The organism is Peribacillus sp. BM1 (assembly GCF_056679975.1).
The window spans coordinates 1-13549 of sequence record NZ_JBWXPJ010000005.1 but is presented as its reverse complement, the minus strand read 5'-3'; the positions used below and the strand labels follow the sequence as shown (position 1 = coordinate 13549).

General features: G+C 43.8%; 5 protein-coding genes, 25 tRNA genes and 4 rRNA genes. 4 read left to right on the top strand and 30 right to left on the bottom strand.

The genetic code is table 11. The annotated features are described in order from the left end of the window. Positions 1-776: ribosomal RNA gene (locus AC1MGI_RS22455) — 16S ribosomal RNA — on the bottom strand; the annotation flags it as partial. Between the two features lie 793 nt (positions 777-1569). On the opposite strand from AC1MGI_RS22455, the gene AC1MGI_RS22450 reads away from it, so the two are divergent. From AC1MGI_RS22450 to AC1MGI_RS22435, 4 genes are all read left to right on the top strand, one after another. Then, positions 1570-2784 carry a replication initiation protein gene (locus tag AC1MGI_RS22450; protein WP_480350303.1) on the top strand — a complete coding sequence of 405 codons (1215 nt, stop codon included), beginning with the start codon at positions 1570-1572 and terminating at the stop codon, positions 2782-2784. Between the two features lie 370 nt (positions 2785-3154). Then, on the top strand, positions 3155-3952 hold the full coding sequence (locus tag AC1MGI_RS22445; protein ID WP_480350302.1) for a ParA family protein: 798 nt from the start codon (positions 3155-3157) through the stop codon (positions 3950-3952). Then, positions 3936-4220: a hypothetical protein gene (locus AC1MGI_RS22440; protein ID WP_480350301.1), complete on the top strand. Its 285-nt coding sequence runs from the start codon at positions 3936-3938 to the stop codon at positions 4218-4220. The genes AC1MGI_RS22445 and AC1MGI_RS22440 overlap by 17 nt, the downstream gene beginning before the upstream one ends. Positions 4221-4884: 664 nt before the next feature. Then, positions 4885-5061, top strand: coding sequence for a hypothetical protein (locus AC1MGI_RS22435; protein WP_480350300.1), 177 nt, complete (start codon positions 4885-4887; stop codon positions 5059-5061). A 491-nt stretch (positions 5062-5552) separates the two neighbouring features. On the opposite strand, the gene AC1MGI_RS22430 is transcribed toward AC1MGI_RS22435, so the two are convergent. The 29 genes from AC1MGI_RS22430 to AC1MGI_RS22290 form a co-directional block, all read right to left on the bottom strand. After that, positions 5553-6377: a hypothetical protein gene (locus AC1MGI_RS22430; protein ID WP_480350299.1), complete on the bottom strand. Its 825-nt coding sequence runs from the start codon at positions 6375-6377 to the stop codon at positions 5553-5555. A 726-nt stretch (positions 6378-7103) separates the two neighbouring features. Then, positions 7104-7177: transfer RNA gene (locus AC1MGI_RS22425), tRNA-Arg, on the bottom strand. A gap of 10 nt (positions 7178-7187) precedes the next feature. Then, positions 7188-7278: transfer RNA gene (locus AC1MGI_RS22420), tRNA-Ser, on the bottom strand. Between the two features lie 12 nt (positions 7279-7290). Next, positions 7291-7365: transfer RNA gene (locus AC1MGI_RS22415), tRNA-Asn, on the bottom strand. 18 nt (positions 7366-7383) lie between these two features. Further along, positions 7384-7460: transfer RNA gene (locus tag AC1MGI_RS22410), tRNA-Ile, on the bottom strand. A gap of 6 nt (positions 7461-7466) precedes the next feature. Continuing rightward, a tRNA-Gly gene (locus AC1MGI_RS22405) sits at positions 7467-7540 on the bottom strand. A gap of 19 nt (positions 7541-7559) precedes the next feature. Next, positions 7560-7641 (bottom strand) — tRNA-Leu (locus tag AC1MGI_RS22400). A gap of 7 nt (positions 7642-7648) precedes the next feature. Then, a tRNA-Cys gene (locus tag AC1MGI_RS22395) sits at positions 7649-7719 on the bottom strand. A 4-nt stretch (positions 7720-7723) separates the two neighbouring features. Next, positions 7724-7795 (bottom strand) — tRNA-Gln (locus tag AC1MGI_RS22390). 75 nt (positions 7796-7870) lie between these two features. Next, a tRNA-Tyr gene (locus AC1MGI_RS22385) sits at positions 7871-7954 on the bottom strand. Between the two features lie 15 nt (positions 7955-7969). Next, positions 7970-8042 (bottom strand) — tRNA-Phe (locus tag AC1MGI_RS22380). A 43-nt stretch (positions 8043-8085) separates the two neighbouring features. Further along, positions 8086-8162 (bottom strand) — tRNA-Asp (locus AC1MGI_RS22375). 3 nt (positions 8163-8165) lie between these two features. Beyond that, positions 8166-8239 (bottom strand) — tRNA-Met (locus AC1MGI_RS22370). A 33-nt stretch (positions 8240-8272) separates the two neighbouring features. Then, positions 8273-8365, bottom strand: a tRNA-Ser gene (locus AC1MGI_RS22365). Positions 8366-8375: 10 nt separating this feature from the next. Continuing rightward, positions 8376-8452: transfer RNA gene (locus AC1MGI_RS22360), tRNA-Ile, on the bottom strand. A 9-nt stretch (positions 8453-8461) separates the two neighbouring features. Further along, positions 8462-8538: transfer RNA gene (locus tag AC1MGI_RS22355), tRNA-Met, on the bottom strand. 32 nt (positions 8539-8570) lie between these two features. Continuing rightward, positions 8571-8646, bottom strand: a tRNA-Ala gene (locus AC1MGI_RS22350). Positions 8647-8662: 16 nt separating this feature from the next. Continuing rightward, positions 8663-8739: transfer RNA gene (locus AC1MGI_RS22345), tRNA-Pro, on the bottom strand. 11 nt (positions 8740-8750) lie between these two features. Then, positions 8751-8824: transfer RNA gene (locus AC1MGI_RS22340), tRNA-Arg, on the bottom strand. 12 nt (positions 8825-8836) lie between these two features. Continuing rightward, positions 8837-8925 (bottom strand) — tRNA-Leu (locus AC1MGI_RS22335). A 15-nt stretch (positions 8926-8940) separates the two neighbouring features. Beyond that, positions 8941-9012: transfer RNA gene (locus tag AC1MGI_RS22330), tRNA-Gly, on the bottom strand. An 11-nt stretch (positions 9013-9023) separates the two neighbouring features. Beyond that, positions 9024-9105, bottom strand: a tRNA-Leu gene (locus AC1MGI_RS22325). A 6-nt stretch (positions 9106-9111) separates the two neighbouring features. Beyond that, positions 9112-9187, bottom strand: a tRNA-Lys gene (locus AC1MGI_RS22320). Between the two features lie 17 nt (positions 9188-9204). Then, positions 9205-9280: transfer RNA gene (locus AC1MGI_RS22315), tRNA-Thr, on the bottom strand. A gap of 11 nt (positions 9281-9291) precedes the next feature. Then, positions 9292-9367, bottom strand: a tRNA-Val gene (locus AC1MGI_RS22310). A gap of 4 nt (positions 9368-9371) precedes the next feature. After that, positions 9372-9446 (bottom strand) — tRNA-Glu (locus tag AC1MGI_RS22305). A gap of 49 nt (positions 9447-9495) precedes the next feature. Continuing rightward, positions 9496-9611: ribosomal RNA gene (rrf, locus tag AC1MGI_RS22300) — 5S ribosomal RNA — on the bottom strand. A 71-nt stretch (positions 9612-9682) separates the two neighbouring features. Next, positions 9683-12618 (bottom strand): 23S ribosomal RNA (locus AC1MGI_RS22295). Positions 12619-12775: 157 nt separating this feature from the next. Next, positions 12776-13549: ribosomal RNA gene (locus AC1MGI_RS22290) — 16S ribosomal RNA — on the bottom strand; the annotation flags it as partial.

The window sequence follows — 13549 nt, the reverse complement described above, 5'->3', positions numbered from 1 at the left end:
GCTTTCGCGCCTCAGTGTCAGTTACAGACCAGAAAGTCGCCTTCGCCACTGGTGTTCCTCCAAATCTCTACGCATTTCACCGCTACACTTGGAATTCCACTTTCCTCTTCTGCACTCAAGTTCCCCAGTTTCCAATGACCCTCCACGGTTGAGCCGTGGGCTTTCACATCAGACTTAAGGAACCACCTGCGCGCGCTTTACGCCCAATAATTCCGGACAACGCTTGCCACCTACGTATTACCGCGGCTGCTGGCACGTAGTTAGCCGTGGCTTTCTGGTTAGGTACCGTCAAGGTACCAGCAGTTACTCTGGTACTTGTTCTTCCCTAACAACAGAACTTTACGACCCGAAAGCCTTCTTCGTTCACGCGGCGTTGCTCCGTCAGACTTTCGTCCATTGCGGAAGATTCCCTACTGCTGCCTCCCGTAGGAGTCTGGGCCGTGTCTCAGTCCCAGTGTGGCCGATCACCCTCTCAGGTCGGCTACGCATCGTGGCCTTGGTGAGCCATTACCTCACCAACTAGCTAATGCGCCGCGGGCCCATCTATAAGTGACAGCCGAAACCGTCTTTCCATCTCTTCTCATGCGAGAAAAGAAATTATCCGGTATTAGCTCCGGTTTCCCGAAGTTATCCCAGTCTTACAGGTAGGTTGCCCACGTGTTACTCACCCGTCCGCCGCTAAATCAAGGGAGCAAGCTCCCTATCATTCGCTCGACTTGCATGTATTAGGCACGCCGCCAGCGTTCGTCCTGAGCCAGGATCAAACTCTCCAAAAAGTGTTTGACTTGCTCATTGTTTTTATAGTGTGTACTCACTTAAATTAAAACGTTGACGTTTCTGCTTTGTTTAGTTTTCAAAGAACTATTAATTTGAGACAGAACAATAGTGTATCATTTCGTTCTCAAGTTGTCAAATGATTTTCCGAAATAATTTATTTCGTATCAGCGACAAGATTCATATTATCAAATACATTCGTATCTGTCAACTTCTACGAAGAAATTAAAACGAATCTTTTTTTTGTTAAAATCCCTTAACGTAACGGGAATTAATATATTAATATTTTTTTTAAAAGGAGTCAATAGAAAAAAAGATATTAGTGCTTTGAAATTTCCCAAATGAATAAGCTCATTCTTTATTAGCTATTTTTAGGTCATCCTTTTTTTGGAAATGGATGAAACTCCCTGTAACGTTTCTGTTTTGCATATAAACCCTTATTTTGTATTTTATGTAATTTTTGTATTCGGATAATAATCACATTTTTTGTGTTGTTGTTTTACTGTTTTTTGTTTTATCTTGTTTTACTCTTGTTTTATACTTGTTTTCAGCCCCTCCGAAACCCTTGGTATCACTGGGTTTGAAGGACCTAACTATAACAAAAATGGTGCCAACTATAACAAAAATGGTGCCAACTATAACAAAAATGGTGCCAACTATAACAAAAATGGTGCCTTAACTATAACAAAAATGGTGCCAACTATAACAAAAATGGTGCCAACTATAACAAAAAAAAACTTTTGTTATAGTTAAAAATTTGGCATAATCAGATGAACCCAAAGGGGGATTTTTTTAATGTCTACATCGATTATGGAAAATCGAACCAATCAACTTGTGACTAAATCTAATATTTTAATCGAAGCAAATTATAAACTCGGTGTGGTTGAGCAAAAAATTATTCTCTGTTTGGCTAGCAATATTCATCCCGAGGACTCGGATTTTAAATCATATACATTACCGATTAAGGAGTTTAATCGATTATTAGGCTTAAATGGTACGCCTAAATATACAGAATTAAGGCAAATTACTAAGGAACTCATGCAAAAGGTGTTTGAGGTTCGCATTGATAAGAAGGTCATCCAGGTAGCCTGGTTAAGTTATGTTGCTTATAACGAATCTGAAGGTACCATAGACGTTCGATTTGATCCATTCTTACGTCCATACCTATTAGAATTAAAAAAAGAATTTACGAGCTATAAGCTTGAAAATGTTGTTAAACTCAAAAGTTCTTATGCTATTCGGATCTATGAATTGTTAAAACAATACGAAAGATTTCAAGAGAGGACGTTTTTTCTTTCAGATTTACGGAAGATGCTTGGCGCTGAAGATGTCTATCCTGCCTATGGAAACTTTAAACAACGTGTACTTTTACCGGCCCAAAAGGAACTTATGAAGAAAACGGATATTGCTTTCGAAATAGAAGTTGTGAAAAAAGGACGTAAAGTTGAAAAGGTTAAATTTCTAATAAAGTCCGCAAAACAACCTAAGATAGAAGAACTAGATATTTTTGAAAGCAATCTTGAAGAATTTAAGTTATCAAATAGTTTTTCAAAAAGCGTCAGAAAGCTAGGAAAAACATTAGGAATCCAGTTGTCCGATGAAGTGATTGAATCATGGGGGAAATATGGACAAGAAACTGTTATTGACCTATTAGAGAAAATACAAGATAGAAAAGATATCGAAAATCCTATAGGGTACATAACGAAAGTGTTACGTTCTTCAGGACCTAATGAAGGTATTGCATCATCTGAAAACATTCTTATGCATTTAATTTCAGATTTTAGAAAATCAAAAGATCCTTTACCGTATTGGTTTGTGGAAGAGAAATCAATCAGTGAAATACAGAGGTTTCTGGATGTGGAGCAAGCCAATGCTGTGCAGATTTTTGAAACGGTCAAACAAGACTTATACGAAACGCTTAATATTATGGAGCCTGAAAATACTACTTTAGAAAAAAAGGATATTGAAAAGGCGAAGATACAGATTGAAGATTGGTTAAAAGGAGTGTAGTTGCAAGCTAATTTTTAGTTTTTTGAATTTAAGAGGAAATAAAAGGAGTTGGGTATTTAAATGATACCAACCCCCCTTTTTGCCCTTATTTAAATTATATAAAATGCATTTTATTCTGTTTAAGGTATGAAAGTAATCCTATATATATTCTATCGAGTTTATCTTAAGAATATATCAATCTTAAAAACAGCTAGTTAAGGAATTATAAATACAACTTCAACACCTTAATGTCCCTGTATGAATGTTTGAAAAATACGTATACAGCCTGATATATAAAGGTTTTTATCCCCCACTTAACAAGAAGGAGTTGTTCAACTATTATCGAATAAGGAAAGTAGGCAACAACTTTTAAAGAAGGAAGGTGCGAAGATTGGCCATTACCATTACAATGGGAATCCAAAAAGGCGGATGCGGCAAATCCACTACAACGGGCATATTATCCTATTTGCTAAAAGAAGATGGCTACCGTGTACTGGCCGTGGATATGGATTCTCAAGGAAACTTGACTGAATTTTTATCTGAACAACCATCTAATGAGTTTATGGGAAAATCTATATTAGAAGCGATGCAACAAAACGACGTAGAAAAGTATATTGTTTCTATCACCGATCATTTAGATCTGCTTCCTGCCAACAACTTTTTAGCTACATTTCCTCGCTGGATTTATACCGGGAAAACTTATCAAGGCGACACTCTCCCATTTAAGGGGAACCCTAGCTTAATCCTCGATCAAATTCTTGATCAAGTTAGGGATCAATATGATTTTATCGTAATTGATACCCCACCATCACTTAGTGAACAAACCACAAATGCCTTATGCGCAAGCGAACACGTAGTTGTCATGTTTGAATGTTCAAGCTGGTGTTACTCGGCGATTCCTAATTTTATGGACTCTGTTGAAGGCGCTAGAAATTTCGGTCATAGAGATACACAAGTCGTTGGGATTTTACGCACCATGAACGATGTACGTAGAAGCGATTCAAAAGCGTTTAAAGAAATGATTGAGGAGGACTATCCTAACGAAGTCTTTCAAACAACCATTACGAGAAAAGCACCAGTGGGCAGATTAGCTCTCTATGGATTTAATAAGAACCCAGAATTAAAAAAGGCATTAGACCAATACAACCGTTTCTACAAGGAGTTGATTGAGCGTGTCCAAAGTAAATGACATAAAAAAAATGAAACGTATGCAACAAATAATCACTCCAACCCAAGCATTAGCCGAAATAGTAGGCGAAGAAGATACCAACGTTTATTTGAATAAAGAAATCAACGAAACAAGAAAGGATGAAATAAAAGTGGAAAGAAAACGCGTATCCTTTGATCTACGTACAGATCTGCATAAAGAATTAAAAATGCAAGCCCTTGTCCATGAAAAAAACATCTATATTTTGATTGAAGAGGCTTTGGAGAAGTATTTAAAGGAGATTAAGTAGAAGACATTTTGCAAATTTACTTACCATGTGGCCAGACTGAAATCTATTCAAGTAGCAAACTCTACTGCGCTGCATGGAAAGAAGAAAAGAAGGAATCAACCATTTTTCCAACGAATAAACGTTTATTTCTTCTCTTCTTCTCTTCTTCTTTTCTTCTTTAGTTGAATAGGAAGTTTTTTGAATGTATGATTTTAGGTATTTTCGTACATTCAAATTATTGGTAGCACTGGGTACTTTTGATTTCCCTCTATTATCATACATTCAACGTATGATAATAGAGGGAAATCATGAAAGAAAAGAACGTGCAGCCGTTACGAACGGCCAAAGAAATTGAAGATACGAAATGGGCGTTGCGGCTCTATAGTTCCGATCAAGCTGCGGGAAGTAATTAGAGATTATACGGCTCATATGAGCGATACAGAATACCCGTTTCCGAGCCGGAAGGGAAACAGTCCCAACTACCCCTGGTTTAGAGATGTGAGGTTGGCTGAGGTGAACTGTGTTACCAAGAGTCCCTATATAGAGTAAAAAAATACGACACCAACATGAAGAATGGAGGAACAGGCGGTTTGGCTACCATTCCACACCTGTCAAAATTCAGAAGGTTCGGGTAGCCCTAATACATAGATTGAGAAGAAGTTTAAGATAAAACTGGAGAATTATTGTGAAAAATGAATTAAAAATAATAAATCAGCAAGGTCTTCAAGGTCCTTTAAGGGGTGTTTATAACATCTTAAATCTTTATACTTACATTTGTACTCAAAAAAAGATAAAACGCCATAGAAAGCCTAATAAACAGCATGAACGACGTTTTTTTAAAAATACATTACAAAAACCATAAACAAAATTCCTATTTTTTTCGAATCCCCCCCTTTTGGAACCCTTCGAATCTATCTTCGGAACTAAAAAACACTACAAATAAATCAGCAAACAGCATCCTCTAATTCTCACATCATTCGTATTTTTTACTCGTTCTACATCTTTTATTTCTAAACCACTATATCCATATTTTTTAATCTTTTCCCCAAACTAATCTCTCCATTTATACATAAACCTACTTGCTACTTCTTCCACCCTCGGCCGGCAACAACTTTAGAGTACCAGAAGACCTCGGCTATGTTTACGTAGTATAGGCGAGGTCTTCTGGTGTTTACGAAAAAGGAGGAGCCCGGCCGAGCCCGTAAACAGACAGGGATTTACTGCAAAGTAAAACCGCAAATGAAACAGACATTGAGCTCTCTTTGAGATCTATCTTTGTTGCGGTGTGTTTTACGGTTTTTAAAGAAGATAATTTTATCTAAATTAGTTTGTTTTAAGATATTATTTCTTGTTTCAATGGCTGATTCTTTCATGGATTTCTTCTAAAGGAATAGCAAAGTAAGCCTTATCCATTAGGTTTTTAAAAGTTCCTGTGAAGAAGGCAGCTAAGGTCGTTCTGATTTTCCCTTTTTTAGAGGCTCTGATTGCTTGTTTAAAGGCAGCTATGGCCGTATATGTAATGATTTCAGGTTCTACTATGTTTTTTATCCCCTTTGTATCAAGAAAAACGCTTTTCCAAAGGTCTTCGATCGTAGCTGCATGATTAAAGAAAGGCTTAACAGCCTGGACAAATTCTTTTGAAACATAAGAAGCCGTAAAAGTAGAATCTAAATGCGTTTCCTTACGTTTTTTTATCTTTTTAGTATTGCTAGTTTCTAAAAGATTACTAGTTTCTCTTTCAAAATTATACCCTTCACCCTTACTGTCGCAAGGTTTCTCGTGATCCCCACAATACGTCAATTTTTCCTTTTTTAATACATCAATTGTATTAAAAATATAGACATTATGCCCTTTTCCACCTTTGGATTTAGCCGTATTTTCAACCGATAGAATACCTAAATCTTTCGCTTTTCTTAGCATTCTTTCAAAAGTGGAACGACTTACGCCAAACCCTTTCAGTTTTTCATTGATGGCTTTTAGTAAAGTTCCGATCTTGGCATTAGCCACACCTGCATATTTTGCTGAGAACCTAACCAAGCGTTTGAACGCGACTAGTTCTCCCTTAGTGAAATCTTTTTTATGCTCGGCTAGGAACATTTCAATGGTGTTATTAAATTTTTTTATGTTTTTAAACTTGCTAAATTCTTTAAAATTTTCGATTCTGCCTGCTACTAACATGACTTTTCTTCCTTCCCAGAAGACAAAGAAAAAGGCCTACTTTACCCTTTTACCAATCACAACTGGATTAGAAAAACGGTAAAATACACCTTTGGTAGCCTACTTTTTTAAAATTATTAAAAGTTAACGGTTGAAATTCTCTCTATAAACCCGTTATAATAGGCATATCAAATTGTTATTTTACCTGTTCCCGTCCTTGAGAAGTTGTGAAACAGGGTTAAAGTCATTTCCGTTAAAGGTTACCAGCCTTTAGCATATGGAAATGGCTTTTTTATTTGTCCATATTAAGTTTTTTATTTAATAGAATTATAAACCTACAAAACTAGCAAAGTCCAGATATTTAAGAGCTTTTCTATATAGAGACTAAAGCTAAAGGATATTAACCGCCTAAAAAGCTGCCACCCATTCTGTTGTGTATTAACTTTTAAAGATCCATCGCCAGCCTACCACTGCAAGCTTGCTTTTATCCCTGTTCATCCCTGCCCATTTGGAAGGTTCCGAACTCATTCGCAACCCTTTCGGAACTTACACAAGAAAAAAATTTTTTTAAAATAAATGATGCTGAGAAACGCATTATAAGCAATTTATTTTTTGTTTTATGTATCATTTGTTCACTAGAGTTACCTAAAGTGCCATGAGACGAATGAATTGGTTCGATACGGTCTTGTTTTGCTCGCAGACTGAATGAACAAACAAAAAAAACTAACCTTAGTTGGTTAGTCTTTACGCGCCTTAGAGGATTCGAACCTCTGACCGACGGCTTAGAAGGCCGTTGCTCTATCCTGCTGAGCTAAAGGCGCATCCTATGTGTGGCGGAGAAGGAGGGATTTGAACCCTCGCGCCGGTTACCCGACCTACACCCTTAGCAGGGGCGCCTCTTCAGCCTCTTGAGTACTTCCCCATATAAAAAAAATGGCTCCGCAGGTAGGACTCGAACCTACGACCGTTCGGTTAACAGCCGAATGCTCTACCACTGAGCTACTGCGGAACAAAAAATATAGGATTATGGTGGGCCTAAATGGACTCGAACCATCGACCTCACGCTTATCAGGCGTGCGCTCTAACCAGCTGAGCTATAGGCCCATTCTTTGGAGCGGGTGAAGAGAATCGAACTCTCATCATCAGCTTGGAAGGCTGAGGTTTTACCACTAAACTACACCCGCAAAATATGTCTCGCTTCGATACCGGTGGCCGGGGTCGAACCGGCACTCCTTACGGAACACGATTTTGAGTCGTGCGCGTCTGCCAATTCCGCCACACCGGCATGATTAAGGCAGCACCCGGATTTGAACCGGGGGTGAAGGTTTTGCAGACCTCTGCCTTACCACTTGGCTATGCTGCCATGACTGGGCTAGAAGGGTTCGAACCTTCGCATGACGGAATCAAAATCCGTTGCCTTACCGCTTGGCTATAGCCCAATAATATAAAATAAATGGGTTCACAACCTTCTTCGGAAGTTCCGAAGACCTCTATTCTATCTTTAAACTACACAATGGTGGAGGGGGGCAGATTCGAACTGCCGAACCCGAAGGAGCGGATTTACAGTCCGCCGCGTTTAGCCACTTCGCTACCCCTCCGTATTAAGCTAATGATGGCTCAGGACGGAATCGAACCGCCGACACAAGGATTTTCAGTCCTTTGCTCTACCGACTGAGCTACTGAGCCACACAATGTATATCAACAGTAGGTGACCCTACTAGAATAAAAATGGCGGTCCGGACGGGACTCGAACCCGCGACCTCCTGCGTGACAGGCAGGCATTCTAACCAACTGAACTACCGGACCAGATTGCGGGGACAGGATTTGAACCTGCGACCTTCGGGTTATGAGCCCGACGAGCTACCGAACTGCTCCACCCCGCGACGATATGAATTGTGTGATCTTTTTTTAAAAAATGGAGGAGGTAGAGGGATTCGAACCCCCGCGGGATTTGACTCCCCTGTCGGTTTTCAAGACCGATCCCTTCAGCCGGGCTTGGGTATACCTCCGAATAAATAGTGGTGGATCTTGTAGGACTCGAACCTACGACCAGACGGTTATGAGCCGTCTGCTCTAACCAGCTGAGCTAAAGATCCTTCATGATTTGGTAGCGGCAGAGGGGATCGAACCCCCGACCTCACGGGTATGAACCGTACGCTCTAGCCAGCTGAGCTACGCCGCCAAATAAATAAGCGTATACAATAATCATAATAATGGTGGAGCCTAGCGGGATCGAACCGCTGACCTCCTGCGTGCAAGGCAGGCGCTCTCCCAGCTGAGCTAAGGCCCCATAATTAAAATTGAAATGGTCGGGAAGACAGGATTCGAACCTGCGACCCCTTGGTCCCAAACCAAGTGCTCTACCAAGCTGAGCTACTTCCCGTATAGAAACAATGCGCCCGGCGGGAGTCGAACCTACAACCTTCTGATTCGTAGTCAGATGCTCTATCCAATTGAGCTACGGGCGCGTATAAATATTATGGTGCCGAGGACCGGAATCGAACCGGTACGGTAGTCACCTACCGCAGGATTTTAAGTCCTGTGCGTCTGCCAGTTCCGCCACCCCGGCACTTACGAAAAGTAGAGCGGAAGACGGGATTCGAACCCGCGACCCCAACCTTGGCAAGGTTGTATTCTACCACTGAACTACTTCCGCGTAATAATTAATGCGGGTGAAGGGACTTGAACCCCCACGCCTCGCGGCGCCAGATCCTAAGTCTGGTGCGTCTGCCAATTCCGCCACACCCGCGATAAATGGTGAGCCATGCAGGATTCGAACCTGCGACCCTCTGATTAAAAGTCAGATGCTCTACCAACTGAGCTAATGGCTCGAAAACAAAAAAAAACCTGGTGCCGGCAAGAGGACTTGAACCCCCAACCTACTGATTACAAGTCAGTTGCTCTACCAGTTGAGCTACACCGGCACTATAGGTAATGGTGGAGGATGACGGGATCGAACCGCCGACCCTCTGCTTGTAAGGCAGATGCTCTCCCAGCTGAGCTAATCCTCCAATATGGTGACCCCTACGGGATTCGAACCCGTGTTACCGCCGTGAAAGGGCGGTGTCTTAACCGCTTGACCAAGGGGCCGCATATAGTTATAGAAAGAATAATAGCCCCTAATTTAATTAGGGGCTTAGCCTGGCAACGTCCTACTCTCACAGGGGGAGACCCCCAACTACCATCGGCGCTGAAGAGCTTAACTTCCGTGTTCGGAATGGGAACGGGTGTGACCTCTTCGCCATCATTACCAGACTAAATTCAGTTAGAAGGTTTATTCCTTCAAAACTAGATAACAAACTTTAGAATCATCATTAAAATATATATTGGTTAAGTCCTCGATCGATTAGTATCAGTCAGCTCCACATGTCGCCACGCTTCCACCTCTGACCTATCAACCTGATCATCTTTCAGGGATCTTACTAGCTTACGCTATGGGAAATCTCATCTTGAGGGGGGCTTCATGCTTAGATGCTTTCAGCATTTATCCCGTCCGCACGTAGCTACCCAGCGATGCTCTTGGCAGAACAACTGGTACACCAGCGGTGCGTCCATCCCGGTCCTCTCGTACTAAGGACAGCTCCTCTCAAATTTCCTGCGCCCACGACGGATAGGGACCGAACTGTCTCACGACGTTCTGAACCCAGCTCGCGTACCGCTTTAATGGGCGAACAGCCCAACCCTTGGGACCGACTACAGCCCCAGGATGCGATGAGCCGACATCGAGGTGCCAAACCTCCCCGTCGATGTGGACTCTTGGGGGAGATAAGCCTGTTATCCCCGGGGTAGCTTTTATCCGTTGAGCGATGGCCCTTCCATGCGGAACCACCGGATCACTAAGCCCGACTTTCGTCCCTGCTCGACTTGTAGGTCTCGCAGTCAAGCTCCCTTGTGCCTTTACACTCTACGAATGATTTCCAACCATTCTGAGGGAACCTTTGGGCGCCTCCGTTACATTTTAGGAGGCGACCGCCCCAGTCAAACTGCCCGCCTGACACTGTCTCCCGCCCCGATAAGGGGCGCGGGTTAGAATTTCAATACAGCCAGGGTAGTATCCCACCGACGCCTCGACCGAAGCTAGCGCTCCGGCTTCACAGGCTCCTACCTATCCTGTACAAGCTGTACCAAAATTCAATATCAGGCTGCAGTAAAGCTCCACGGGGTCTTTCCGTCCTGTCGCGGGTAACCTGCATCTTCACAGGTACTATAATTTCACCGAGTCTCTCGTTGAGACAGTGCCCAGATCGTTACGCCTTTCGTGCGGGTCGGAACTTACCCGACAAGGAATTTCGCTACCTTAGGACCGTTATAGTTACGGCCGCCGTTTACTGGGGCTTCAATTCAAAGCTTCGCCTTGCGGCTAACCTCTCCTCTTAACCTTCCAGCACCGGGCAGGCGTCAGCCCCTATACTTCGCCTTGCGGCTTCGCAGAGACCTGTGTTTTTGCTAAACAGTCGCCTGGGCCTATTCACTGCGGCTTTTCCGGGCTATTCACCCTAAAAAGCACCCCTTCTCCCGAAGTTACGGGGTCATTTTGCCGAGTTCCTTAACGAGAGTTCTCTCGCACACCTTAGGATTCTCTCCTCGCCTACCTGTGTCGGTTTGCGGTACGGGCACCCTACATCTCACTAGAGGCTTTTCTTGGCAGCGTGGAATCAGGAACTTCGGTACTATATTTCCCTCGCCATCACAGCTCCGCCTTAATGGAAACGGGATTTTCCTCGTTTCCGGCCTAACTGCTTGGACGCGCATATCCAACAGCGCGCTTACCCTATCCTTCTGCGTCCCCCCATCGCTCAAACGATGTATAGGTGGTACAGGAATATCAACCTGTTGTCCATCGCCTACGCTTTTCAGCCTCGGCTTAGGTCCCGACTAACCCTGAGCGGACGAGCCTTCCTCAGGAAACCTTAGGCATTCGGTGGAAGGGATTCTCACCCTTCTTTCGCTACTCATACCGGCATTCTCACTTCTAAGCGCTCCACCAGTCCTTCCGGTCTAGCTTCAACGCCCTTAGAACGCTCTCCTACCACGGATACCATACGGTATCCATCCACAGCTTCGGTGTTACGTTTAGCCCCGGTACATTTTCGGCGCAGAGTCACTCGACCAGTGAGCTATTACGCACTCTTTAAATGATGGCTGCTTCTGAGCCAACATCCTGGTTGTCTAAGCAACTCCACATCCTTTTCCACTTAACGTAAACTTGGGGACCTTAGCTGGTGGTCTGGGCTGTTTCCCTCTTGACTACGGATCTTATCACTCGCAGTCTGACTCCCGAGAATAAGTATTTGGCATTCGGAGTTTGACTGAATTCGGTAACCCGTTGGGGGCCCCTAGTCCAATCAGTGCTCTACCTCCAATACTCTCATCTCGAGGCTAGCCCTAAAGCTATTTCGGAGAGAACCAGCTATCTCCAGGTTCGATTGGAATTTCTCCGCTACCCACACCTCATCCCCGCACTTTTCAACGTACGTGGGTTCGGGCCTCCATTCAGTGTTACCTGAACTTCACCCTGGACATGGGTAGATCACCTGGTTTCGGGTCTACGACCTCATACTCATGCGCCCTATTCAGACTCGCTTTCGCTGCGGCTCCGTCTTATCAACTTAACCTTGCATGAAATCGTAACTCGCCGGTTCATTCTACAAAAGGCACGCTATCACCCATTAACGGGCTCTAACTACTTGTAGGCACACGGTTTCAGGATCTATTTCACTCCCCTTCCGGGGTGCTTTTCACCTTTCCCTCACGGTACTGGTTCACTATCGGTCACTAGGTAGTATTTAGCCTTGGGAGATGGTCCTCCCTGCTTCCGACGGGATTTCTCGTGTCCCGCCGTACTCAGGATCCACTCAGGAGGGAACGAAGTTTCAGCTACAGGGTTTTTACCTTCTTTGACGGATCTTTCCAGATCACTTCACTTACCCCGTTCCTTTGTAACTCCATGTTGAGTGTCCTACAACCCCAAGAGGCAAGCCTCTTGGTTTGGGCTATCTTCCGTTTCGCTCGCCGCTACTCAGGAAATCGCGTTTGCTTTCTCTTCCTCCGGGTACTTAGATGTTTCAGTTCCCCGGGTCTGCCTTCAGTACCCTATGTATTCAGGTAAAGATACTGTTCCATTACGAACAGTGGGTTTCCCCATTCGGAAATCTCCGGATCAAAGCTTACTTACAGCTCCCCGAAGCATATCGGTGTTAGTCCCGTCCTTCATCGGCTCCTAGTGCCAAGGCATCCACCGTGCGCCCTTTCTAACTTAACCGAAGTTAATAAAAAAAAGAACTTACTATTTCAATGATGTCTTGTTATTCGTTATCTAGTTTTCAAGGAACAAAGTGTAGAGAGATAATTCTCTCAAAACTAAACAAAGGCAGAAACGTCCATTTATTGAAGTATCTAGTACTTCATTTCATCCTTAGAAAGGAGGTGATCCAGCCGCACCTTCCGATACGGCTACCTTGTTACGACTTCACCCCAATCATCTGTCCCACCTTAGGCGGCTGGCTCCTTGCGGTTACCTCACCGACTTCGGGTGTTACAAACTCTCGTGGTGTGACGGGCGGTGTGTACAAGGCCCGGGAACGTATTCACCGTGGCATGCTGATCCACGATTACTAGCGATTCCGGCTTCATGTAGGCGAGTTGCAGCCTACAATCCGAACTGAGAATGGCTTTATGAGATTCGCTTACCCTCGCGGGTTTGCAGCTCTTTGTACCATCCATTGTAGCACGTGTGTAGCCCAGGTCATAAGGGGCATGATGATTTGACGTCATCCCCACCTTCCTCCGGTTTGTCACCGGCAGTCACCTTAGAGTGCCCAACTGAATGCTGGCAACTAAGATCAAGGGTTGCGCTCGTTGCGGGACTTAACCCAACATCTCACGACACGAGCTGACGACAACCATGCACCACCTGTCACTTTTGTCCCCGAAGGGAAGTTCCTATCTCTAGGAAGGGCAAAAGGATGTCAAGACCTGGTAAGGTTCTTCGCGTTGCTTCGAATTAAACCACATGCTCCACCGCTTGTGCGGGCCCCCGTCAATTCCTTTGAGTTTCAGCCTTGCGGCCGTACTCCCCAGGCGGAGTGCTTAATGCGTTAGCTGCAGCACTAAAGGGCGGAAACCCTCTAACACTTAGCACTCATCGTTTACGGCGTGGACTACCAGGGTATCTAATCCTGTTCGCTCCCCAC